At 62.2% G+C, this 22,587-nt stretch carries 24 protein-coding genes; 20 read left to right on the top strand and 4 right to left on the bottom strand.

The window, feature by feature from the left end; translation table 11 throughout:
* Window positions 1-199 precede the first annotated feature (199 nt).
* Window positions 200-595 (top strand): large conductance mechanosensitive channel protein MscL, encoded by a 396-nt coding sequence (gene mscL / locus ASF98_RS02630; RefSeq protein ID WP_055797049.1) that lies wholly within the window; start codon window positions 200-202, stop codon window positions 593-595.
* Between the two features lie 73 nt (window positions 596-668).
* Here mscL and glmM read toward each other — a convergent pair whose 3' ends face one another.
* The 3 genes from glmM to rplM form a co-directional block, all read right to left on the bottom strand.
* Window positions 669-2,027, bottom strand: coding sequence for a phosphoglucosamine mutase (glmM, locus tag ASF98_RS02635; RefSeq protein WP_055797052.1), 1,359 nt, complete (start codon window positions 2,025-2,027; stop codon window positions 669-671).
* A gap of 162 nt (window positions 2,028-2,189) precedes the next feature.
* Window positions 2,190-2,699 carry a 30S ribosomal protein S9 gene (gene rpsI, locus ASF98_RS02640; RefSeq protein ID WP_055797056.1) on the bottom strand — a complete coding sequence of 170 codons (510 nt, stop codon included), beginning with the start codon at window positions 2,697-2,699 and terminating at the stop codon, window positions 2,190-2,192.
* 37 nt (window positions 2,700-2,736) lie between these two features.
* Window positions 2,737-3,180, bottom strand: a complete 444-nt coding sequence (gene rplM, locus ASF98_RS02645) for a 50S ribosomal protein L13 (protein WP_011692756.1) — start codon at window positions 3,178-3,180, stop codon at window positions 2,737-2,739.
* 334 nt (window positions 3,181-3,514) lie between these two features.
* Between rplM and ASF98_RS02650 the strand changes: the two genes are divergently transcribed.
* The 18 genes from ASF98_RS02650 to ASF98_RS02735 all read left to right on the top strand — a co-directional run bounded on the left by ASF98_RS02650 (window position 3,515) and on the right by ASF98_RS02735 (window position 19,759).
* The gene (locus tag ASF98_RS02650) at window positions 3,515-4,198 is read left to right on the top strand and encodes a prepilin peptidase (protein ID WP_055797059.1); all 684 of its coding nucleotides are present in this window, start codon (window positions 3,515-3,517) and stop codon (window positions 4,196-4,198) included.
* 224 nt (window positions 4,199-4,422) lie between these two features.
* Window positions 4,423-4,617 (top strand): Flp family type IVb pilin, encoded by a 195-nt coding sequence (locus tag ASF98_RS02655; protein WP_235505576.1) that lies wholly within the window; start codon window positions 4,423-4,425, stop codon window positions 4,615-4,617.
* A 125-nt stretch (window positions 4,618-4,742) separates the two neighbouring features.
* The gene (locus ASF98_RS02660) at window positions 4,743-5,150 is read left to right on the top strand and encodes a TadE/TadG family type IV pilus assembly protein (protein WP_055797066.1); all 408 of its coding nucleotides are present in this window, start codon (window positions 4,743-4,745) and stop codon (window positions 5,148-5,150) included.
* Window positions 5,138-6,172: a TadE/TadG family type IV pilus assembly protein gene (locus ASF98_RS02665; RefSeq protein WP_055797069.1), complete on the top strand. Its 1,035-nt coding sequence runs from the start codon at window positions 5,138-5,140 to the stop codon at window positions 6,170-6,172. The genes ASF98_RS02660 and ASF98_RS02665 overlap by 13 nt, the downstream gene beginning before the upstream one ends.
* Window positions 6,173-6,230: 58 nt before the next feature.
* A complete protein-coding gene (gene cpaB, locus ASF98_RS02670) occupies window positions 6,231-6,998 on the top strand; it encodes a Flp pilus assembly protein CpaB (RefSeq protein WP_055797072.1) in 768 nt (255 codons plus the stop codon).
* Window positions 6,998-8,197 carry an AAA family ATPase gene (locus ASF98_RS02675; RefSeq protein WP_055797075.1) on the top strand — a complete coding sequence of 400 codons (1,200 nt, stop codon included), beginning with the start codon at window positions 6,998-7,000 and terminating at the stop codon, window positions 8,195-8,197. The genes cpaB (ASF98_RS02670) and ASF98_RS02675 overlap by 1 nt, the downstream gene beginning before the upstream one ends.
* Window positions 8,194-9,681, top strand: coding sequence for a CpaF family protein (locus tag ASF98_RS02680; RefSeq protein ID WP_055797079.1), 1,488 nt, complete (start codon window positions 8,194-8,196; stop codon window positions 9,679-9,681). Before ASF98_RS02675 ends, ASF98_RS02680 begins: the two co-directional genes overlap by 4 nt.
* A gap of 3 nt (window positions 9,682-9,684) precedes the next feature.
* Entirely contained in the window at window positions 9,685-10,626 is a 942-nt protein-coding gene (locus ASF98_RS02685) for a type II secretion system F family protein (RefSeq protein WP_055797082.1), read from the top strand.
* Between the two features lie 11 nt (window positions 10,627-10,637).
* Window positions 10,638-11,516, top strand: a complete 879-nt coding sequence (locus tag ASF98_RS02690; protein ID WP_055797085.1) for a type II secretion system F family protein — start codon at window positions 10,638-10,640, stop codon at window positions 11,514-11,516.
* Window positions 11,517-11,917: 401 nt separating this feature from the next.
* Window positions 11,918-12,157: a Flp family type IVb pilin gene (locus ASF98_RS02695; RefSeq protein WP_200939280.1), complete on the top strand. Its 240-nt coding sequence runs from the start codon at window positions 11,918-11,920 to the stop codon at window positions 12,155-12,157.
* A 120-nt stretch (window positions 12,158-12,277) separates the two neighbouring features.
* A complete protein-coding gene (locus ASF98_RS02700) occupies window positions 12,278-12,667 on the top strand; it encodes a TadE/TadG family type IV pilus assembly protein (RefSeq protein ID WP_055797088.1) in 390 nt (129 codons plus the stop codon).
* Window positions 12,655-13,698: a pilus assembly protein TadG-related protein gene (locus tag ASF98_RS02705; RefSeq protein ID WP_055797091.1), complete on the top strand. Its 1,044-nt coding sequence runs from the start codon at window positions 12,655-12,657 to the stop codon at window positions 13,696-13,698. Before ASF98_RS02700 ends, ASF98_RS02705 begins: the two co-directional genes overlap by 13 nt.
* Window positions 13,699-13,738: 40 nt before the next feature.
* Complete coding sequence (gene cpaB / locus ASF98_RS02710; protein ID WP_055797094.1) at window positions 13,739-14,518, top strand: Flp pilus assembly protein CpaB; 780 nt, start codon at window positions 13,739-13,741, stop codon at window positions 14,516-14,518.
* Window positions 14,515-15,711, top strand: a complete 1,197-nt coding sequence (locus ASF98_RS02715; RefSeq protein ID WP_055797096.1) for an AAA family ATPase — start codon at window positions 14,515-14,517, stop codon at window positions 15,709-15,711. Before cpaB (ASF98_RS02710) ends, ASF98_RS02715 begins: the two co-directional genes overlap by 4 nt.
* Complete coding sequence (locus ASF98_RS02720; RefSeq protein ID WP_235505577.1) at window positions 15,712-17,346, top strand: CpaF family protein; 1,635 nt, start codon at window positions 15,712-15,714, stop codon at window positions 17,344-17,346.
* An 8-nt stretch (window positions 17,347-17,354) separates the two neighbouring features.
* On the top strand, window positions 17,355-18,287 hold the full coding sequence (locus ASF98_RS02725) for a type II secretion system F family protein (RefSeq protein ID WP_055797100.1): 933 nt from the start codon (window positions 17,355-17,357) through the stop codon (window positions 18,285-18,287).
* 7 nt (window positions 18,288-18,294) lie between these two features.
* A complete protein-coding gene (locus ASF98_RS02730; RefSeq protein WP_055797313.1) occupies window positions 18,295-19,179 on the top strand; it encodes a type II secretion system F family protein in 885 nt (294 codons plus the stop codon).
* 109 nt (window positions 19,180-19,288) lie between these two features.
* Window positions 19,289-19,759: a hypothetical protein gene (locus ASF98_RS02735; protein WP_055797103.1), complete on the top strand. Its 471-nt coding sequence runs from the start codon at window positions 19,289-19,291 to the stop codon at window positions 19,757-19,759.
* A gap of 45 nt (window positions 19,760-19,804) precedes the next feature.
* On the opposite strand, the gene ASF98_RS02740 is transcribed toward ASF98_RS02735, so the two are convergent.
* Window positions 19,805-20,617: a response regulator transcription factor gene (locus tag ASF98_RS02740; RefSeq protein WP_055797315.1), complete on the bottom strand. Its 813-nt coding sequence runs from the start codon at window positions 20,615-20,617 to the stop codon at window positions 19,805-19,807.
* Between the two features lie 277 nt (window positions 20,618-20,894).
* Here ASF98_RS02740 and ASF98_RS02745 point away from each other — a divergent pair, with 277 nt between their 5' ends.
* On the top strand, window positions 20,895-22,580 hold the full coding sequence (locus ASF98_RS02745; RefSeq protein ID WP_235505578.1) for a sensor histidine kinase: 1,686 nt from the start codon (window positions 20,895-20,897) through the stop codon (window positions 22,578-22,580).
* Window positions 22,581-22,587: the final 7 nt, after the last annotated feature.

Below are 22,587 nucleotides of genomic sequence, written 5' to 3' on the forward strand. Positions count from 1 at the left end.
ACCGTCCTTCGGCACCCGCGAGTCTACGGCACCTAGCGTCCGGGACAAGGGCCATCTTCAGCGAGGGCCCGGCCCTTCGTGACGATGACTACTCGGTGAGCGTGAGGTAGCTGCCCACTCCCGAGGTGACGCCCGACACGTCCCGTGAAATTACCTTCTTGTCACACCGTGTTCACAACGCCGCGCTAGCTTTGGTCCTATGTTGACCGGATTCAAGAATTTCATCATGAAGGGCAACGTCGTAGACCTTGCCGTCGCAGTGGTCATGGGTGCCGCCTTCAGCGCCGTCGTGACCTCTATCGTTGAAGGCTTGCTCACTCCGCTGATCGGCCGCCTGTTCAGTGCCAAGGGCATTGAAGAGATGCAGTGGGAGGGGTTCATGTATGGCTCCGTCATATCCTCCATCATTTCGTTCCTGCTCATCGCCTCAGCCATCTACTTCGTGGTGATCATGCCGATGAACCACATGATCGAACGCCGCAATCGCCGGCTCGGTATTGGTACCGAGGTCAAGGAAGAGGCCGCTGAGGACCCCCAGATCGCACTCCTCACCGAAATCCGTGATTCCCTCCGGAGCGGCAGCACCCGGGCCTAGCATCCAGGACATAACAAAAAGTGGTCCGCCTCCGGCTGGAGGCGGACCACTTTTTTGTTTCTCCGGGTCTGAGTTAGGCGGCCGGCGCTACTGCCAGGCGCTCTTCCACCACGGCGGCGAGGTGCTTGCAGATGCGCTCGGCGGTGGGCATGTCGGCAGCTTCCACCATGACGCGCACCAGGGCTTCGGTTCCCGACGGCCGCAGGAGCACGCGGCCGGTCTCGCCGAGTTCTGCGGAAGCTTCAGCGACGGCGGCCAGGACACCCTCATCGGTGCCGGCACGGGCCTTGTCCACGTTCTTGACGTTGATCATCAGCTGAGGAAGCTTGGTCATCACTGTGGCGAGCTCTTTCAAGGGCTTGCCCGTAAGGGCCACCTGGGCTGCCAGCTGCAGTCCGGTCAGGAGGCCGTCGCCCGTGGTGGCATGATCGGCGAAGATCACGTGGCCGGACTGCTCACCGCCGAGGTTGTAGCCGCCGTCGCGCATTTCCTCGAGAACGTAGCGGTCCCCCACTGCCGTTTCGCGGATGCTGATGCCTGCGTTGCGGAGGGCGATCTTCAAGCCGAGGTTGCTCATGACGGTGGCCACCAGGACGTTGTCCTTGAGCTTGCCGGATTCCTTCAGCGCGAGGGCGAGGATGGCCATGATCTGGTCACCGTCCACCTCGTTGCCTTCATGGTCGATGGCAAGGCACCTGTCGGCGTCGCCGTCGTGGGCGATGCCCAGGTCGGCACCGTGTTCCACCACTGCCTTCTTTAGGGCACCGAGGTGGGTTGAGCCCACGCCGTCGTTGATGTTCAGGCCGTCCGGCTCAGCGCCGATGACCACGATCTCGGCGCCGGCGTCGTTAAAGAGCTGCGGTGAACAGCCGCTGGCTGCACCGTGGGCGCAGTCGAGGACCACTTTCAGCCCGTCGAGGCGGTGCGGCAGGGTCCCGAGGAGGTGCACGATGTAGCGGTCCTCGGCGTCTGAGAAGGTCTGGATGCGGCCTACGTCGCTGCCTGTGGGCCTGACAGGATCTTTGCCCATCTGCGCCTCGATGGCATCTTCCACCTCGTCTGGCAGCTTCTGGCCGCCCCGTGCGAAGAATTTGATGCCGTTGTCCGGCGCCGGGTTGTGGGAGGCGGAGATCATGACGCCGAAGTCGGCGTTGAGGTCGGCCACCAGATAGGCGGCGGCAGGGGTGGGGAGGACGCCGGCGTCGTAGACGTCGATGCCGGAACTGGAGAGTCCCGCGGAGACGGCCGCCGAGATGAACTCGCCGCTGGCACGCGGATCGCGGGCCACCACGGCGCGCGGCCGGGTGCCGTTGATGGTGCGTTCGTGGCCGAGTACGACGGCGGCGGCTTGCGCCAGCTGCATCGCCAGCTCTGCTGTGAGCAGGCCGTTAGCCAGGCCCCGGACACCATCTGTTCCAAATAATCTAGACATCGGGTCAAGTTTAGACGATGGTCCGGCCGGGGCTGTCTTTGGCTGGTTCCACGGCGATGGTTGCCTCGCCGTGTCGCCCGCCTTCCTGACCTAAGCCGCAACGGCGTTTAACGGCGAAAGCCCGCCCCGCCGAGTGGCGGGACGGGCTTCCGATAAGCGGGTTTAGCGCTTGGAGTACTGCTGAGCCTTACGGGCCTTCTTGAGACCAGCCTTCTTGCGCTCGATGACGCGGGCGTCACGACGCAGGTAGCCGGCCTTCTTCAGGGTGGCGCGGTTGTTCTCGGTGTCGATCTCGTTCAGTGAACGGGCGATGCCGAGGCGCAGTGCACCGGCCTGGCCGGAGATGCCGCCACCGTGGATGCGGGCAATGACGTCGTAGGCACCGTCAAGATCGAGGATCTTGAAGGGCTCGTTGACGTCCTGCTGGTGCAGCTTGTTCGGGAAGTAGTTCGCCAGGTCGCGGCCGTTGATGGTCCACTTGCCGGAGCCGGGGACGATGCGGACGCGGGCGACGGCTTCCTTGCGGCGGCCAACAGCTGCGCCGGCAACGGTCAGTGCCGGGCGTTCCTTCTTCGGCGCTTCTGCTTCCGCAGGACCGCTTTCCGAGGTGTAGCTGGTCAGGTTTTCCTCAGCCGGAACGGCCTCGGTGGTCAGTTCTTCGTTCTGAGCCACGATTCTCCTTGTATAGATAAGTTGTTGGTGGCCAGGACTACTGGGCGACCTGGGAAATTTCGAAAGTCTTGGGCTGCTGGGCGGCGTGCGGGTGCTCTGCACCGCGGTAAACCTTCAGCTTGCCCAGCTGCTGTGCAGCAAGGGAGTTCTTCGGGAGCATGCCCTTGATGGCCTTCTCCACGGCGCGAACCGGGTTGGATTCCAGCAGCTCCGCGTAGTTGACGGAGGTCAGGCCGCCCGGGTAGCCGGAGTGGCGGTAAGCGCGCTTCTGCTCGAGCTTGGCGCCGGTGAGGGCAACCTTCTCTGCGTTGATGATGATGACGAAGTCGCCCATGTCCATGTGGGGAGCAAAGGTGGCCTTGTGCTTGCCGCGCAGCAGGATTGCGGTCTGGCTGGCGAGACGACCAAGGACAACGTCGGTGGCGTCAATGACGTGCCACTGGCGGTTGATATCGCCGGGCTTCGGGGTGTACGTACGCACGGTGTTTGCCTCGTTCTTGTTCTGGCGTTCTTGTTTAGGTGTCACGTAAGCGTGTGCACCTACTATCTATGCGCTACCGGAACAGAGGTGAGGGCTCCAAGAATCCAGTGGTCCAGAAGTCTCGAATGTGCCCGAGGAGTAGTTATCCTGCAACCGGATTCTCAGCGGGCACGCATCATCGAGAAAGGACACGCACAACGACTATCAAGAATAGCGGGTGTAGAGGCCACTGGTCAAAATAGGCTCTAGGTAGCCAGCCTGCGCCGGTCCTGATGCTCGGGTCCGGCGCCGTGGATCATGAACAACTCCGAGCTTAGGTGCCCCGTTGACTCAAATGCCCCCGGCCGCCCTGTTGGTAATCTCCTGCGCCCTCCTGGGCCTCGCCGTGGCACCCGCTGCCCTACTCGTCACGCGCCGGATGGTGCCCGGTATCGAGTTGGGGCACGTCCGCTGGCACGGTATGGCCGGCGCAGTTGCCACCGGGGTGCTGTTCGGAGCGATGGCCTGGCGGTTCGGCTGGTCTTGGGCGCTGCCCGCCTACCTATTCCTCTGCGCAGCTGGACTTGCGCTCTCCCGGATCGACCTGCAGCACAAGCTATTACCCAACAGGATCGTTGTTCCCACGCTCGGAATAGGACTCGTGCTGCTGCTCTTGGACGCCGGCATGAACCAGCGATGGGGAAATCTGGTGGTTGCAGCCATCGGATGCGCCGTAACTTTCGTGCTTTACCTGATTTTGGCCCTCATTTCCCCCCGCGGAATGGGTATGGGCGACGTAAAGCTCTCAGCACCACTTGGTTTGTACTTGGGCTACCTCTCGATAGGCCACCTGATACTGGGCATAGCCCTTGGTTTTATTGTGGGCGCTGTTACCAGTGTTCTCCTTGTTACAGGCGGATTTGCGGGGCGGAAAACCTCAGTTCCCTTCGGTCCGTCCATGTTCATGGGCTGCGTCCTAGCGGTGTTGTGGGGAACCGAAATCGGGCCGATCGTCCTGCCCTCCGCATTCCCCCGATAACCGTTTCCGAGTACACCAAGTAGCGGCGTACTTGGGCGGTCGGCGTAAAGCGGTGTAACAGCAAGTAGACAGCAGATTCTGATGTCTAAAAGACGAGTACATCCACTCATTGTGGGGCTATTTGTGACTCCTGTATTCCTTTGTGTATCGAAGTTCCAGCAACACCTTCTTGGGGGAGCGGGGAATTCGAAGCCAATTCAGCACTCACAAAAAGGAACACGAAAATGAACTCAGTAATGGTCTCCCTGGTCGCTTTTGTCGCCGGAGTCAAGAACCGCCTCGCAGGTGAAGAGAAGGGCGCAACGATGGTGGAGTACGGCCTCATGGTTGCGCTCATCGCAGTCATCGTCGCCGTCGGCGCCGCTGCTCTGGGCATCGGCATCAATGATCTCTTCGTTGCAGTCGAAGGCGACCTCTAATTCGACACATAGTCAATTGGCTCTGGCGCGGGTCAAGTGATCCGCGCCAGAGCCATTCAGCTCTTATTAGCCAGACGCCCCACGGGCAAGCAGCTCATTGGGGATCTTAAGTCCGGGAGACGGTCTTGAAACCGAAACAGAAAGAGCGCGGCGCAGTAGCCGTTGAGATGGCAATTGTCCTCCCTCTACTGCTTTTGATCCTCATTGGCACCATGGAATTCGGGCGGGTCTTCAACGTCCAGAATTCGTTGACACAGGCTGCCCGCGAAGGCGCGCGGCATGCAGCCATCAAATACAACAAACCGGGTCTTGACGTAACAGGTACGGCATTGGCCGCGGCACCCTCGCTCGATGGTCTTGGCGTCACAGTCGCAGACAATGCGAGCAGTTGCGGCCCGGACGCGGATGTCACGGTAACCACCAGCGTCACCTTGCCGTCGATGTCCGGCTTCCTGGACGCCGGCTGGTTCGGCTCACCAGGCCTCTTTCCCATGACACTAACAGGCGTAGGGGTGATGAGATGCGGTGGCTGATTCGACGGTCAAAGCAGCATACGGATGAACGAGGCGCTACTGCAGTCATCGTTGCGTTCTCGATGGTGGCACTTCTCGGGTTCGCCGCGTTGGCAGTGGATGTCGGCGCCATGTACGCAGAAAAAGCCCAGTTGCAGAACGGCGCGGACGCAACAGCCCTCGCGATTGCCAACGACTGCGCCAACGGAGTCAACTGCTCGACCGCTATGACAGCGCCGGCCAACCGCTTGGCGGACGACAACGCCAATGACGGTTCCAGCGGGGTGTTTTCCGTGACGCAACCAAATGCCACAACCGTTCGCGTCGAGACCAACGCTCAGGCGTCAGGATCCACGGACGACAGTTTCGCATTGTTCTTCGCCCGTGTGCTGGGCAATGAAACAGCTGTCATTCATGCGGCAGCCGAGGCTTCCTGGGGAGCTCCATCTGAGGCAACCACTTTGCCATGGACCATCAGCCAGTGTGTCTTCAAGAAGTACCTCTCGCCAAGTCAGCTGGCGGAGTTGAACGCAACCGAAAGCTTCACTGGGGACCCTATCCCCACCCACATCCTGCTCCGTTACGACGAAAACACCCCGGACTACCCAGGGTGCGCACCTCAAAACGGTTATGCCGAGGGTGGCTTCGGCTGGCTGGACCGGGACACCGGATGCTCGGCGGACATCAACATCGCCGAATCCGAAGTCGGCAATGACCCCGGCAATGACTTCCCGAGCGAATGCACAGGAATAATCGCCAGCCTCATGGAGGAACCCGTCCTTATCCCGATATTCAGCACCGCGACCGGCAATGGGCAACACGCTACCTACGGCCTGGTCGGGTTCATCGCATTTCAAGTTACCGGATACAAGTTTGGCGGCGGTCCATCACTCACCAACCTGGATCCCGCAGCGCCCTCGTGCACCGGCAATTGCCGCGGCATACAGGGCTTTTTCACCCGCTACGTTTCCCTTGCAGAGGGCCTGTCAACGAGCGGTGGAACCCCCAACTACGGAGCAACTTCAGTCTGGCTTTCGGAATAGCCACTGAGTACTCCGTACGCGAACCGTCGCACCAATAAATCGATAAGGAGCTAGTGAAGTGAAATCACGCCTACTGGGAGGCATCGCAGCACTGCTGTTGGCAATCACCGGAACCGTACTGCTAGTTGTGTACGTTCAGGGAGCCGACAACAGGGCAGCGCAAGGTCTCGAACCCGTTAATGTCTTAGTGGTTAAAGAATCCATTCCCGCCGGCACCAAAGCGGAGGACTTGAACAACAAAGTCCAGCTGGAGGCGATACCCCAGGCCGCTGTACCCGATGGCGCCGTCGAAAGCCTGAGCGATTACAAGGGGAAGATCACCTCTATTGGCCTGGAGCCCGGTGAGCAGCTCCTCGCAGCGCGGCTCGTCGATCCCCGGGATCTCGTCCCCGGGACCGTACCGGTTCCTGACGGTCTGGAAGAAGTTACCTTCCTACTGGCACCCGAACGCATCCTGGGTGGTCGACTTGAAGCCGGCGATAAAGTGACTGTCTACACCTCCTTCAAGTCCGACGACGCCATGCCGGCCGACGCAAACGTCCCCGCCGAGGTCAAGGGATGGAAGCAGTCCACCGGCCTCCTGTTCCATGACGTCCTGGTCACCGCGGTCCAGAAGGCCGCACCTGAAACCGAGAAGAACTCCGGTTCTACGGACAGTGGCGTAGCGATGCCGAACGGTTCCGCTTTCGTGACCGTGGCCAGGAGCGATGCCGAGGCGGCGAAACTGGTTTACGGAGCCGAGTTCGGCACTATCTGGCTGGCCAAGCAGACTGACACCTCCACCAAGAGCGACCCACCGGTAACAACCTTTGGAGGGCTGTACTAATGAGCCGATTTGTGGCCATCACGGCGGTTCGCGATTTTGAGGGGCGCGTTCGCCAGGCCATCACCGGTGCACTACACGGCGAGTTGCAGACCCTCACACCGGACGTCCTGTCCGGAGGCCCGGATGACGTGTTCAATCAGCTCAACGGCGCGCCACCCGAGGTGCTTATTCTCGGCCCCGGCGTCGCGCCGGAGGACGCGCTGAAGCTGGCGACCGTCTTCGATCTCCAATACCCGGAGGTCAGCCTGCTCCTTGTTGCCGAACCGACTCCGGACTTGGTGCTTCGCGCCATGCATTCCGGGATCCGGGACGTCGTTACCCCGGAAATCGTTGTCAACGATCTGCGTGTGCTCCTGGAGCGGGCCTGCCTGGCCGCTGCCAGTCGTCGCCGGGGGATGGCCCCGGCCGCAGAATCGGGACAGGAGCGAGGCCGCGTGATAGCCGTTATGTCGCCCAAGGGTGGCGTCGGTAAAACAACGGTCGCCACTAACCTGGCCATCGGCCTGGGCAAGGTGGCACCCATGGGGGTGGTGATCGTCGACTTGGACCTGCAATTCGGCGATGTTGCGTCGGGGCTACTGCTGGAACCTGAGCACTGCATCACCGAGGCCGTTCATGGCGTGGCTTCACAGGATTCCATGGTTCTCAAAGCCTTCCTTACAGTGCACCCGGCCGGCATCTACGCTCTCTGCGCACCACGAACGCCTGCGGAATCCGACTACATCACCGCCGATCACGTGAGCCGGCTCATCAACCAGTTAGCCAGCGAGTTCAAATACGTTGTCGTAGACACCGCACCGGGCCTGGGCGAACACGTCCTCGCCACCCTCGAACAGGCCACGGACGGCGTCTGGGTCTGCGGGATGGACGTTCCTAGCGTCCGGGGCCTGCGCAAGTGCTTCAGTGTTTTGAAGGAGCTGCAACTGTTGCCGCAGAACCGGCACACGGTGCTCAATTTTGCCGACCGCAAAAGCGGGCTCAGTGTGCAGGACGTCGAGGCCACTATCGGTGTACCCATTGATGCTGTAGTGCCCCGCTCAAAAACTCTTCCGTTTTCAACCAACCGCGGGGTTCCGGTGCTGCAAGCCACCACGAGGGATTCGGCGTCGAAAGGCCTCAAGAAGCTGGTGGACCGCTTTGATCCACAATGGGTGTCCTCCACCCACAACAAACTTCACCGAAGGGTGGTTGTATCGTGAGACTGTCAGATCGCCTCTCCAGGTCACAGAACGACGTTTCTTCAGTCTCGCCGGAGGCATCTGCCGGCGGTTCAGAGGAGACGCCTCGCCTATCGGCGCCGTTTGCAGAACCCTCGGCGGCGCCCGTACGTGCACCCTCTGCGTCACCGCTAGCCGCACTGAACGCCAATCCGGCCCCACCCGTTGTGGATGCCTTGGCTGGACTCAAGCAGCGGGCGGCACTGGCCCTCTTCGAGAGGATGGGAACACGCTTCGGCGACTCCTCCTCGTCGTCCGAAGAAGAGCTCCGAGCCTCTGCCGTCGAAGAGCTGTCCGCGGTCATCGACGAGGAACAGGTCCCGCTGTCGCCGGAGGAACGTCGCCGTCTCATCCGGGAAATCGCGGATGAGGTGATGGGCCTTGGCCCGCTTCAGCGGCTGCTTGAAGATCCGTCGGTGACTGAAATCATGGTCAATCGCTACGACCAGATCTATATCGAGCGGAACGGTCATCTCACGCTGACAGGTTCGCAGTTCAGCTCCGATGATCATCTGCGGAAGGTCATCGAGCGGATTGTGTCCAAGGTGGGACGCCGCATCGACGAGTCGTCGCCACTGGTGGATGCACGGTTGGAGGACGGCTCGCGCGTCAACGCGATCATCCCCCCTCTGGCTGTGAATGGACCTTCGCTCACGATTCGAAAATTCAGTCACGTACCGCTGACCGTCAGGAACCTTATTGAGTGGGGATCGATAACAGTTGAGATGGCGGAACTACTGAGTGCCTGTGTCCGGGCGCGATTGAACATCATCGTCTCTGGCGGAACGGGCACAGGCAAGACCACGCTGCTCAATGTGCTGTCGTCCTTCATTCCGGAGGAAGACCGGATCGTGACCATCGAAGATGCTGTCGAACTTCAGCTCCAGCAGGAGCACGTCGTCCGTTTGGAGAGCCGGCCTCCCAACATTGAAGGTAAGGGCGCCATCGGCATCCGGGAACTTGTTCGAAATTCACTCCGTATGCGCCCTGACCGCATCATCGTTGGCGAAGTTCGTAGCGGGGAATCCCTGGATATGCTGCAGGCCATGAACACAGGCCACGACGGTTCATTGTCCACCGTTCACGCTAACTCGCCGCGCGACGCCGTAGCACGTCTTGAGACCCTCGTCCTGATGGCCGGGATGGATTTGCCTCTCCGCGCCATCCGCGAACAGGTATCCTCGGCTGTCGATCTCATCATCCAGGTCACGAGACTCCGCGATGGAAGCCGCCGGGTGACTCATGTAACGGAGGTGCAAGGAATGGAAGGCGACATAGTCACGTTGCAGGACGTGTTCCTGTTCGACTACGCCGCGGGAATGGATCCGCAAGGACGTTTCCTCGGCAGGCCGGTATCCACCGGAATACGCCCGCGGTTCCTGGATCGTTTCTCGGAACTCGGAATCTCCGTGTCGCCCGCAGTATTTGGGGCCGCGATGGCGCCAATGCCAGCGGGGAGGCGATAAGCCGTGGAGTCTCCAGCCCTCTTCATCACGGCCATTGTTCTTTGCTTTGGATCGCTAATGGTGCTGTACTTTGTGGTTCTCAAGCCACGTTTCGGCGCCATTCCGGCAGACCGCAGGCGCCCTGACGCCAATCCCGAGCAGTCATCATTCAGCAGAGTTTCACAATCCGTCGTAGACGGTATGGGGGGTGTCCTGGGGAAGTCCGGAGGGCCGTACAACCGGGACATTCTTTACAACGCAGGGGTTAAGATGGCTCCGGCCGATTTCACTGTGATGGTTACAGTCGCGGCGTTCTTGGCCGGCTTGCTGGGGACCTTGGTGACCAATCCCGTCATCGGAATCCTGCTCGGTGTGGGAACACCCTTCGCCGCTCGCTTGGCTCTTGCACTTCGCACGGACAAACGCCGCGGCAAGTTTGAGTCCCAGCTCATCGACACCATCCAGATGCTGATCGGCGGCCTGCGGGCGGGTCACAGCGTCATGCGCTCCATGGAAGCGGCGGGTCTCGAATCCGAGGCGCCAACGTCCGAAGAACTGCGACGCATTGTGAACGAGACTCGCATCGGCAAGGACGCACGCCAGGCCTTGGAAGAAACCGCCGACCGGATGGACAGCGAAGACTTCCGGTGGATCGCTCAAGCCATCCAGATCAACAGGGAGGTCGGTGGCGACCTCGCCGAAGTCCTCGAACAGGTGGCAGGCACGATTCGTGAGCGCAGCGAAATCAAGGGCCAGGTTCGTTCATTGAGCGCAGAGGGCAAGATGTCTGCAGTGGTCCTGATGGCCATGCCAGTTGCAGTGGCAATCATGCTGACTTTCATTAATCCGGGCTACATGAGTGTCTTTGTCGAAGGACCAGTCGGCATAACGATGATGGTCGTCAGCGTGGTCATGTTCATCATCGGCGGGTTCTGGATGAGCCGCACCGTAAAGATTAAGTTCTAGGGAGAAATGCCATGACTCCAATAGCTTGGTTGATCATCGCAGCAGTTGTGCTGCCGTTGGCCTATTTCACGTGGGTTCTGGTCACCCTGGACCGACGTGGCGCGCTGGCCGTCCAAACGAATCTGGGGCAAGGTTTCACGCAAAGTGGAAACGTTGCCGTGCAACGTGCGCCGATGTTGCTAGGCATTTCAAAGAGACTGACTCCGGGAAGTTATGAGGCGAAGCTGGACCGCTGGTTGGCGCTGGCAGGCCGTCCCGAGTCCATGCCTCTGGAAAAGCTCATTATTGCAAAGCCCGTGCTGGCGTTGGTCGGGGCAGTGCTCGGGATTCTCATGTTTCGCAACTCACCCAGTCTGCAGAATGTGGGTATTGGGATCTTCATCACCGTGCTCGCGTATTTCGTCCCTGACCTTCTGGTCTATAACAAGGGCATCAAGCGCCAGGAAGCCATAATGCTCGAACTTCCGAACACGCTCGACCAAATGCTGATCTCGGTCGAGGCGGGCCTTGGCTTCGAAGCTGCCATGGGAAGGGCCGCCGAATACGGCGACGGGCCCCTGGCCCAAGAGCTCATGCGGACGCTTCAGGACATGCAAGTGGGGCGCCCCCGCCAGGAGGCCTATCAAGCAATGGCCGATAGGTCATCAGTGTCCGATCTCCGGAGCTTCGTCCGCGCTGTTGTGCAGGCGGACAAGTACGGTATTGGCCTCGCTAAAGTCCTTCGCACACAAGCGAAACAAGCACGAGTCAAGCGGAGGCAACGGGCGGAAGAAAAGGCAATGAAGCTCCCGGTGAAAGTCCTTTTCCCGCTGCTCGTCTTCATTTTCCCGGTGCTTTTCATCGTCCTTCTGGGCCCGGCCGCCATCAACATCATGGAAACCCTGGGCTGAGCTGCCAGGATGCACAGACCCGGATCTCCTCGGCACCCAGAACCGAGGAGTCCGTTGCCACCCGGCAGCGAGGAGCAGGATCTCGCACCGGGCGAAGGCCCTGAGCGCGTGTGAGTGCTCGTTCAGGGCCTTCGTGGGAAAAAAGATCAGCGCATCACTCACTTGCACCAAGGACTCCCCCCGGCCAAGAGGCCGCCGGGGGAGTCCTTTTTTGCGTTTCGATGGTTGCAGCGATCCAAGTGGTTGCGCAGTTTCGGTGCAGGATTAGCGCGGCCTAGGCATAAGTCGGGCAGGCTTAGCGCAGGATGCTCCAAGATCCCGCCAAAAGAAGTGTAGCGATTGCTAACTTTCTAGCAGAGCTGGTGCAGGACCAGCCCACCCAAACTCGCTCAGGAGTCCCCGTGCTTTCTCTCTACACCAACCTCATGACCCGCCTCCGCCGTGACGAAACCGGCGCCACCGCCGTCGAGTACGGCATCATGGTGGCCCTCATCGCCGTCGTCATCATCGTCGCCGTCACCATTCTCGGCGGAACGTTGACCGACCTGTTCACTCAAATGTCATGTTCGATCAGCGGCGGCGCCTACACCGCAGGTGCCGAGGCCGGCCTCGGCACCTGCGCCGCCCCGGCCGCCCCGTAACCCTCCTCCTCGAACCCCGACGCGCCCCAGGCGCGTCAACCCAAAGTGGCGGCGGCACCCAAGCCGCCGCCACTTTGGCTGTCACCACCACCCCATTGGCCTGAACGGAAAGGCACCACCATGTCCAGGGCATCCGAGCGCGGAGCCGTTGCGGTCGAATTTGCGATCCTGGCGCCTGTCCTCGTCATGCTGCTCCTAGGCATCATGGAGTTCAGCCGGGCCTACAACGCCCAGGCTTCTCTCTCCGCCGCCGCCCGCGAAGGCGTGCGCGTCATGGCCATCTCCAACAAAATCTCTGATGCCAACAAGGCTGCGAGGGATACTGCGGTATCGCTTCAGCCCGGGCTGAAGGACACGAACATCGTCTTCAAGAATCTCGACACCGGCACCACAAGTTGCGCACCGGGTAACCGCATCACCGTCACCATCAGCTACAACCTCTCCACCATGACCGGCATCGCCGGCCCGTTTCCCATGACCGGTAAGGGAGCCATGCTATGCGGAGGCTGACCCCCCGGAACGGACAACAGAACAACAACCACGACGGCGAACGCGGCGCCGTGAGCGTCCTGGTCGCCATTTTGTTGGTGGTGCTTCTAGGCTTCGGAGCGATCGCCGTAGACGTCGGAATGCTCTACGCCGAGCGGACGCAGCTTCGCAACGGTGCCGACGCGGCAGCGCTGGCCATCGCCCAAAAATGCGCGAAGAGCGCCACTGATCCCGACTGCTCCGCTACGTCAACCCTGGCAGCGACCCTCACCAACAGCAACGCCAACGACGGCCTCAGCCACATCAAATCCATAGCGCTCAGTGCGACCAATCGCACCGTCACAGTCACAGCCGGAGCGCAGGAAGCCGGCAAATCTCCCAACGAAGTTTCGCTCTTCTTCGCCCGTGTGCTGGGCATGGACTCCGCCGAAGTCAATGCCCCTTCAACAGTGGTGTGGGGCAGCCCCGAGAAGGGCACCACACCCTTTCCGATCACCGTGTCCATCTGCCAGGTTCGCAACAGCACGAACATCATGCAGCTACTCCAGTTGCATGGAAAAAACGCCAACATCGACTGCAATTACGGTCCATCGGGCGCCTTCGTTGAGGGTGGTTTCGGTGGCCTCAAACAAGATACCGGCCAGTGCGGCGCCTTCATCGACATCGCCAAGAGCACCGCCGGAGGAGATACCGGCAACAATGCGCCGCCAAATTGCGAGGCCACGTTGAACGGCTGGGCGGCGGACATGACCGCCAACAAAGACGTCTTCGTGTTGCTGCCGATCTTCAATTCCGTCACCGGAACCGGTACCAACGCTATCTACGGACTGACCACTTTCGCCGCGTTCAAAGTTGCCGGATGGAAAGTTGGCAGCTCGGGCCTTCCGTACACCTTTCGCAACCGGACCCCTGACGTCCCCGCCAACCTTGAGTGCAAGGAACCGTGCCGCGGCATCATCGGAACCTTCGTCAAGTATGTTTCCCTGGCCGACGGCTACACGCTCGGCCCCGTCAACCCCGACGGCGCGACCGTCGTTGCCTTCAGCAAATAGTTTCGTCCACCCCGCATTTCCATAAGCACAGGAGCAGTCAGTGAAGTCACGTTTGTTGGCAGGAGTGGTGGCAGTCCTCCTAGCCATCGTCGGGGCAGTCCTCGTCGTCACGTACGCCCAGGGTGCTGACCAGCGCGCCGTCAAGGACCTGGACCCGGTGGGCGTTCTCGTGGTCACCAAGGCCATCCCCGCCGGCGCAACCGTGGACACAGTGAAAGCCTCCGTGGCCCTCGAGCAGGTGCCGGGCACCGCCGTCGCAAAATCCGCTCTGGAAACCCTGGACGATTCCGACGGAAAGGTAGCCGCCGCTGACCTCGTCCCGGGCGAACAGTTGCTGGCGGAGAAGCTCGTCGACCCCGAAGACCTCCAGACCTCCGGTTCGGTCAAGGTACCGGCCGGTCTCCAGGAAGTCTCCTTCCAGCTGGAGCCGCAGCGTGTGGTGGGCGGGCGCCTCCAGCCCGGCGACCACGTGGGCATCTTCATCACCATGCGCTCCGGCGGCATCGAGTCGAAAGCCGACAAGGAAACTACCCAGCTGTCCATCCATAAGGTCCTGGTCACCGCCGTGCAGCGTGCGCCCGAGGGAGCAGCCGCAAACCCGGCACCGTCGGCGAGCGCCGGTGCCGAACCCAATCCTCGCGACGTGAACCTTCCGACCGGCTCGCTGATGATCACCGTGGCGGTCAACGACATCAACGCGGCAAAGATCGTTTTCGCCTCGGAAATGACCGATTTCTCGTCCATCTGGCTCAGCCGCGAGCCGCTCGACGCCGAGGACAACGGCCCGCGCATCATGATCCGGCCGGACGTCTACAAATGAGCCGCTTCACACTCATCACTCCGGACGCCGATTTCGACGGCCGCCTCCGCCAGGCCGTTGCCGGCGGTCTCCAAGGCGGCGTGCAGACCTTCTTCACTAGCCTGCTGCCCGCCGATCCCAACGACCTGTTTGCAGCCCTCAACCAGGAACTGCCCGAAGTGCTCATCCTGGGACCCGACGTCCCCGTGGATGAAGCCCTCCGGTTTGCAACGGTGATGAACGTCCGGTTCCCGGAACTCAGCGTCATCCTCGCCGCCGAACCGGACCCGGACTTCATCCTGCAGGCAATGCGCGCCGGCATCAGGGACATCCTCTCCCCCGGCTCCGATCCCGCCCAGATCCGGGTCCTCCTGGAACGCGCCAACCAATCGTTCGCCAGCAGGTACCGGGTTCAGGCCGTCCCGCCAATGACGGAATCCAACAAAGGCCTTGTCATCGGCGTCTTCTCCCCCAAGGGCGGGGTGGGCAAAACCACCATCGCTACCAACATCGCCATCGGCCTGGGCAAGATCGCCCCGATGAGTGTGGTGATCGTGGACCTGGACCTGCAGTTCGGCGACGTCGCCTCAGGGCTCTACCTCGACCCGCAGCACACGGTCACGGACGCGGTGTCCCCCGCGGCGAGCCAGGACTCACTGGTCCTGAAGGCTTTCCTGACGGTCCACCCCGGCGGCATCTACGCCGTGTGCGCTCCGCCTACGCCCGTCGATGCGGACGAGATCACCCCGGAACAGGTGAGCCGGCTGCTGGAACAGTTATCCGAGCAGTTCCAGTACGTTGTGGTGGACACAGCCCCGGGCCTTCCCGAAATCGGGCTGGCCGCCATGGAGCAGTGCACGGATGTGGTGTGGGTGAGCGGGATGGACATTCCCAGCGTCCGCGGCCTGCGTTCGGGCCTGGACGTGCTGCGCCAGCTGGAGATCCTCCCTGAGACCCGGCACGTGGTGCTGAACATGGCCGATTCCAAGCTGGGCCTGACCGTCCAGGACCTCGAATCGACCATCGGCGCGCCCGTCGACGTCAGCATTCCGCGCTCCCGCGCCGTCGCCCTTTCCACCAACCGCGGCATCCCCGTCCTCCAGGAATCGGCCAAGGACCCGGCAACCAAGAGCCTGAACCAGCTCGTCGACCGCTTCAACCCCGCCTGGCGGGCCAAATCCCAACGCAAACTGCACCGAAGGGTAGTGGTCTAGATGAAACTTTCAGAACGCATCAGTGCGGTACAAGCGAAGTCGCAGGCGCCGTCACTCACCCAGGCCGCTTCCGCGTCGTCGCCATCCTCCCGCACCGCCACCGCAACGCTGGAGCGGGAACGCCCGGAACTGCCGGCCCCGCCACCGGAACCGTGGGCACCGGTGCGGACGGACAAACGGACGACGACGGCGGCACCGGCTGCCGCCGTCGTCGTACCTTCCGCCGGGACGGACCATGCGGAAGAGGCGAAACCGAAAGCCCAGCAGCCCGTGGACGCCTTCGCCGCGCTGAAGGAGAGGGCGGCCACGGCTCTGTTCGAGCGCATGGGTGCCCGCTTCAACGACTCGGCCATCACCGAACTGGAGCTCCGGACGTCTGCGCGTGAGGAGCTCACCCGCATCATCGACGCCGAACAGGTGCCGCTCTCCTCCGAGGAACGGACGCGCTTGGTACAGGACGTTGCCGACGACGTGCTGGGCTACGGCCCCCTGCAGCGGCTGCTGGACGACCCCGCCGTCACTGAAATCATGGTCAACCGGATGGACCAGATCTATGTGGAACGCAAGGGTCACCTCACGCTGGCCGATTCCCGCTTCAGCTCGGAAGAACACCTGCGGAAGGTGATCGAGCGCATCGTGTCCAAGGTGGGCCGCCGCATTGACGAGTCCTCACCGCTGGTGGATGCCCGGCTGGAGGACGGCTCCCGCGTCAACGCGGTGATCCCGCCGCTGGCCGTGGGCGGATCGTCGCTGACCATCCGAAAGTTCAGCAAGGTGCCTCTCACTGTCCGGAACCTGATCGACTACGGAACCTTGACGCCGGAAATGGCGGAGCTCCTCAATGCCTGCGTCAAGGCCAAGCTCAACATCATCGTCTCGGGCGGAACGGGCACGGGGAAAACCACGCTGTTGAACGTGCTCTCGTCGTTCCTGCCCTCGGACGAACGGATCGTCACCATCGAGGACGCCGTGGAGCTGCAGATCCAGCAGGAACATGTGGTCCGGTTGGAAAGCCGTCCGCCCAACACCGAGGGCAAGGGCGAAGTGACCATCCGCGAACTGCTGAGGAACTCGCTCCGTATGCGCCCGGACCGCATCGTGGTGGGTGAGGTCCGCGGCGGCGAGTCGCTGGACATGCTCCAGGCCATGAACACCGGCCACGACGGTTCCCTGTCCACCGTGCACTCCAATTCCCCGCGTGACGCCGTGGCGCGCCTGGAAACCCTGGTGCTGATGGCTGGCATGGACCTGCCGCTGCGGGCCATCCGGGAACAGATAGCCTCGGCCGTGAACCTGATCGTCCAGATTTCACGTCTGCGGGACGGCAGCCGCCGCATCACCCACGTGACCGAGGTGCAGGGCATGGAAGGCGACATCGTGACCCTGCAAGACGCCTTCGTTTTCGACTACTCGGCCGGCGTCGACGCCCAGGGCCGCTTCCTCGGACGACCGGTTGCTACGGGCATCCGCCCGCGCTTCATCGACCGCTTCGAGGACCTCGGAATCCATGTCTCGCCCGCCGTTTTCGCCACGCCCGCGGGTCCCGGAACTGGCGGGCCTGCCGGGCAGAGCGGGCCCGCCGGCCCTGGCCGGCACGGCGGCCACGCGGCCCCCTCCGGCCACGGAATGGCCTAGGGGGCGCCGTGCTGATGACCCTTGGAGCCGCGCTCCTGTTCCTCGCACCGCTGCTGCTGGGTGTGGCAATACTGATACCCGGTGCTCCGGAGATCGCGCTCAGCCGGCGCCGGCCGTTCGCCTTTGATCCGCCCTCACGGCTGACACGCCTGGCAAACATCACCGTCGGCGCCCTGGACCGGTTCCTGGCCTCCCGGAATGTCCGCCTCTACAACCGGGAGGCACTGGAAACGGCCGGGGTCCGGCTCAGCCAGGCCGAATTCATTGTCCTGGTGATCGCCGGTGCAATTGTGGGCGCCCTGGTGGGCCTGGTGATCGGTGTGCCCGCCCTGTCCGTCCTGCTCATCATCCTCGCCCCCTTCGTGGGTCACCTGGTGCTCGGCTTCCTGGCCGGAAAGCGGCGGACAAAGTTCGACCAGCAGCTCGGCGACACCCTCCAGCTCCTCGCCGGCGGGCTGCGGGCCGGCCACAGCATCCTCCGCGCCATCGATGCCGCAGCTGCCGAGTCCCAAAGCCCCACCTCGGAAGAGATGCGCCGGGTTATCACCGAGACCAGCTTGGGCCGCGATCTGCTGGCCTCCCTGACGGACACCTCGGAACGCATGAAGAACGAGGACTTCGTTTGGATCGCGCAGGCCATCCAGATCAACCGCGAAGTGGGCGGTAACCTGGCCGAGGTCCTGGATCAGGTCAATGAAACGATCCGGGAAAGGTCCGAGATCAAGGGCCATATCAAAGCCCTCGCTGCGGAGGGCAAGTTCTCCGCCTACATCCTGATTGCCATGCCCATCGGCATCGTGCTGATGCTGATGGCGGTGAACCCCGGCTACATGGATGCGATGTTCACCCATCCGCTGGGCTGGGCAATGATCGCCGGGTCCGTGGTTCTCATGACCATCGGCAGCCTGTGGATGCGCAAAATCATCGATCTGAAATTCTGAGGTGCACATGAACCCCGTGGTGCTCTCCTCGCTCCTCCTGGTCTGCCTCCCCGTCGGCTACTTGACGTGGTCCGTCCTGTCCGTGGACCGCAAGTCCCGGACCGCAACAGTAGCTATCCTCAACCGCGGCAGGAGGGCCGCCGACGTCCCGGAAAAGACCCAGGGCCGGCTGCTCGACAGGATCGGCTATGGCCTGACACCCGCCGCCTATGTCCGCAAACTCGACCGTCTGCTCTCCCTTGCCGGCCGGCCCGCTGCCTGGCCTCTGGGGCGCATCCTCGCAGCAAAGCCCGTCCTCGGACTCGTGGGGGCCTCCCTCTTCATCCTCATCAGCATGAGCAGTCCCAAACCGATGATCAAACTCGTTGGCCTGTTTCTCCTCTTCCTGGGCTACTTCATCCCGGACCTGCTCCTCTACAGCAAGGGCATGGAGCGCCAGAAGGCCATGCAGCTGGAACTCGCCAACACCCTGGACCAGATGCTGATCTCCGTGGAAGCCGGCCTCGGCTTCGAGGGCGCCATGGCCCGGGCAGGAGAAAACGGCAAGGGACCGCTGGCCGAGGAAATCATCCGCACGCTGCAGGACATGCAGGTGGGACGCAGCCGGCGGGAGTCCTACATCGCACTGGCTGAGCGGACCAACCTCCCCGAGTTGCGCAGCTTCGTCCAGGCGATCGTCCAGGCTGACACCTACGGCATCGCCATCAGCCGCGTCCTGCGGATTCAGGCGAAGGTCATGAGGGTGAAGCGACGGCAACGCGCCGAGGAAAAAGCGATGAAACTGCCGGTGATGATCCTGTTCCCGCTGCTGTTCTTCATCTTTCCGGTCCTGTTCATCGCAATTTTGGGCCCCGCCGTCATCAACACCGTTGTCACATTCAGTGGTCAATAGGGTGCCCAAAGTGGCACCAGTCACCGCCTGTTACCCCAAGAGACTCAAGGTTTGCACAATATCTGCCTAGGTCGAGCGAATTGACAGATTCAGGAAGTAGCGTTGTCATATGTCCATTTCAGGCAGCTGTACCGAAGACGAAGGTGCGGACCACATCTGCACCCTTTACTCGGCCTCGGCTGCCCCGGGCACTGACGCCAGCCTGGCTTTTGAGGAAATCCCGCTCGTGGACCTCCTGGTGCTGCAGGACCTCGAAAGCCAGCTGGCCCAGCCTGCCGTGGCAAGGAAGTTTGCCCTTGACTACATCGAGATCTGGGACCAGCGCTATCTGAACCTGACGAACGCGATCTCCGGCCAGGACCGCACCAATGCCCTCGACGCCGCGATCAGCCTAAAGATCGGCTCCGCGATGGTGGGAGGCCTTCGGCTGGCCCGCCTGGCCGAAGACGTCGAGGCCATCATCCGCTCAGGGTGCTGGGACAAGGGCAAGTCAATGCTGGCCCTCATCGCAGACCTTGGCCACGAAACCGTTGCCCAGCTTCGCCAAAGCTACCTCCCGGCAGGCCACTCGGCCGAGTAGCTGCCGGGCCGTTGGTAGCCGCCGGTCCCCCGGTAGGCTGCCGGGCTAGAGCTTGCCGGCTCCCAGCCGGTACCCCACGCCCCGCACGGTCTGCAGCAATTGCGGGGTATGGGCGTCCTCGTGGAGTTTCTTCCGGAGGTTCCCGATGTGGACTTCCACGGCACGCTCGTCAGCCTCGCTGATGTACGTGTCGTCCTGGTAGTAGTCCCCGCGGACCACCTTCACCAGATCGGCCCGCGTGCACACACCGCCGCCGGCCCGCAGGAGTTCCTCCAGGAGGACAAACTCGCTGCGCGTCAGCTCCAGTTCCTTGCCGGCCAGTTCGGCAGACCGTGTCCGGGGGCTGAGCCTGAGGTCCCGGTGCTCCAGGACATCCCTGGGTCCGGTTCCGTGCACAGTGCCGGGTTGGGCATGCGGTGCCGGTTTCGCCGGTGCCGCCTGCGGTTGTGCGTCCTGTCGTAGACCGTCCTGCCGTTGTGCGTCGCCGTACCGCGGCCGCCGCATCATGGCCGCCACCCTCGCTCGGAGCTCCAACGGACGGAATGGCTTGGTGATGTAGTCATCCGCGCCCGAGTGCAGGCCGGTCAACATGTCGGGCTCTTCGCTCCGGCCGGTCAGCATCACCACGTAGGCATCACTGAACTGCCGGATACGTCGCAGCACTTCATAGCCGTCGATGTCTGGCAGCCCCACATCCAACGTGACAATATTCGCCTTTTGATGTCGAACCAATTCCACGCCTTCGCGGCCGTCCGAGGCTGTGTGCACCTCAAACCCCGCTTGAAGGAAGACCGATTCCAACAAGTTACGTATGTCCTTGTCGTCCTCGACAACCACAGCTACTCCCAGATCGCTCATGGTCAACCCCATAAATCCCCAGACCCCATGCAGGCACCTGCCCATCGCAAATGCCTGTTACACCCCCCAAGGGACTACGCTACAAGAAATCTCGCTTATTGGCGGTTCTTTTTCCGTGGCAGAAGTATGAATGTCAATTAGCATGACTTCACAGTAAACAATGACGTCCAAGAAAGGGCCGGGCCCATGTTCGCCACCACTCGTCACCTGCATTCGCCCGGCCACGGTGGATGGTCCGGCGGAGGTTTGCTCAGGGCGGGGACCAGGGCGCACCTGCGTGGCTGAGACATCGCTGGCTCCCAGCGCCGACCGCTTCTTCCGTGCCCTGGGGCCTCGTACCCAGGTGATCCTGTGTCAGTTGCCGCTTTCCTTTGTGGTCTTTGCCGTGGCTATTGCGGCCTACTTTGCGTGGCCCGGCGTATTCGGCAACGGAGTCTTCCTGATGTCCTTGGGGATGCACGCCCTCCTTTTCCTGGCGTGCGTCCTGCTGCCTTGGGAAAAGTTCGGTCCGTACGTTCCGCTCTTCATTCCCATGTTTGATTTCATCGCCATCTGGCTGACTCGCATCGGTGTGCCGCCAGGCGTTCCGGGCCTCGGTGTCCTGGCGATTTTCCCGGTGATCTGGGTGTCCGCCTCTTCGCTGCCTGCCCGGAGCAGCCTTTTCCTGAGCTTCTGCGGCCCCCTGTTGATCTCCCTGCCTCCCCTGTTCTCCCGGCTGCCGGGCGTTTCAGTAGCCGATGTGACATCGGCCCTGCTATTGCCGCTCATGATGCTCACGGTGTCCATTGCCATCCGTTTCGCCAGCGTGAACCTGAGGCTCCAGCAGCGCGTTTTGGAGGCCACGGACCGTGAAATGCGCGCGCTCTTTGAAGAGAGCAAAGAGCGCGAAAAGCTGCTGGACACAATCCTGGAAACGGTCGACGTCGGCATTGTTGCCGTGAATGCCAACGGTGACCGCCTGCTGACAAATGTCCGGCAATCCCAGCTGGAAGCCGCGGCGTCCCCGGAAGGTCTTCCGGGTGCATTAGCGGTGTCAAGAATTGAGGAGCAACTGACACTCTTCAGCCAGGACGGAAAATCACCATTGGCCCCGGATAAACGTCCCGTTTACCGGGCTACCCAGGGTGAGTCTTTTGCTGATTACCTGGTCTGGTTCGGCGAGGGCCCGCAGCGCCGGGCCATTTCGACGGCGGCCAGATCGCTCCGGAATGACGACGGCGAATTCAACGGCGCCGTGGTGGTGTTCAATGACGTGACCGGCCTGGTGGAGGCGATGGCGGCGAAGGATGACTTCCTGTCCAACGTGACCCATGAACTGCGCACTCCGCTGAATTCCGTGATCGGGAACCTCGACCTGGTGCTCGACGGCGAACACGGGCTCCCGCCCCTGGCCGCTCAACGGCTGGAGGTGGCCCAGCGCAATACGGAACGGCTCCTCACCCTCGTGTCGGATTTGCTGCTGTCGGCCTCAGCGTCGCTGCCGGTGCATCCGCGAAGGACCGATTTGTCCGGGCTGGTGGATTTCTGCGTTGGCTCGGCGCAGGAACATGCCGCTGCCGCAAAGGTGTCACTGCTCGCCGACGTGCCGGTACCTTTGTGGGCGCAGGTGGACCCGCTCCGGCTCGGCCAGGTCCTGGACAACCTCCTATCCAACGCCATCAAATACTCCCCCGACGGCGGGACGGTCCGGGTCACGGCCCGGGCAGAAGCCGAGCAGGTGTACCTGCGCGTGGACGACACCGGGATGGGCATGACTTCGGCCGATGCGGCGCAGGTGTTCAACAGGTTCTTCCGCAGCCGCGAAGTCCTGCAGTCCGGCATCCCCGGCGTCGGACTGGGGCTATCCATCACGAAGGCCATCGTGGATCTGCACCACGGCTCGATTACGTGCACCAGCCGGCCTGGCGAGGGCAGCAGTTTCACTGTTGTCCTGCCGGCGGAAGATCCTTCCCCGGCCTACTAGCGGCCGG

The organism is Arthrobacter sp. Leaf337 (assembly GCF_001423745.1).
Lineage (GTDB): Bacteria > Actinomycetota > Actinomycetes > Actinomycetales > Micrococcaceae > Arthrobacter.

Excerpts from the sequence above, each read along its gene's own strand:
- ASF98_RS02700 (WP_055797088.1), top strand. The coding sequence starts at position 12,278 with ATGTCCAGGGCATCCGAGCGCGGAGCCGTTGCGGTCGAATTTGCGATC.
- ASF98_RS02655 (WP_235505576.1), top strand. The coding sequence starts at position 4,423 with ATGAACTCAGTAATGGTCTCCCTGGTCGCTTTTGTCGCCGGAGTCAAG.
- ASF98_RS02740 (WP_055797315.1), bottom strand. The coding sequence starts at position 20,617 with ATGAGCGATCTGGGAGTAGCTGTGGTTGTCGAGGACGACAAGGACATA.
- ASF98_RS02665 (WP_055797069.1), top strand. The coding sequence starts at position 5,138 with ATGCGGTGGCTGATTCGACGGTCAAAGCAGCATACGGATGAACGAGGC.
- glmM (WP_055797052.1), bottom strand. The coding sequence starts at position 2,027 with ATGTCTAGATTATTTGGAACAGATGGTGTCCGGGGCCTGGCTAACGGC.
- ASF98_RS02650 (WP_055797059.1), top strand. The coding sequence starts at position 3,515 with ATGCCCCCGGCCGCCCTGTTGGTAATCTCCTGCGCCCTCCTGGGCCTC.
- ASF98_RS02705 (WP_055797091.1), top strand. The coding sequence starts at position 12,655 with ATGCGGAGGCTGACCCCCCGGAACGGACAACAGAACAACAACCACGAC.
- ASF98_RS02735 (WP_055797103.1), top strand. The coding sequence starts at position 19,289 with ATGTCCATTTCAGGCAGCTGTACCGAAGACGAAGGTGCGGACCACATC.
- ASF98_RS02690 (WP_055797085.1), top strand. The coding sequence starts at position 10,638 with ATGACTCCAATAGCTTGGTTGATCATCGCAGCAGTTGTGCTGCCGTTG.
- ASF98_RS02720 (WP_235505577.1), top strand. The coding sequence starts at position 15,712 with ATGAAACTTTCAGAACGCATCAGTGCGGTACAAGCGAAGTCGCAGGCG.
- mscL (WP_055797049.1), top strand. The coding sequence starts at position 200 with ATGTTGACCGGATTCAAGAATTTCATCATGAAGGGCAACGTCGTAGAC.
- ASF98_RS02715 (WP_055797096.1), top strand. The coding sequence starts at position 14,515 with ATGAGCCGCTTCACACTCATCACTCCGGACGCCGATTTCGACGGCCGC.
- ASF98_RS02675 (WP_055797075.1), top strand. The coding sequence starts at position 6,998 with ATGAGCCGATTTGTGGCCATCACGGCGGTTCGCGATTTTGAGGGGCGC.
- ASF98_RS02730 (WP_055797313.1), top strand. The coding sequence starts at position 18,295 with ATGAACCCCGTGGTGCTCTCCTCGCTCCTCCTGGTCTGCCTCCCCGTC.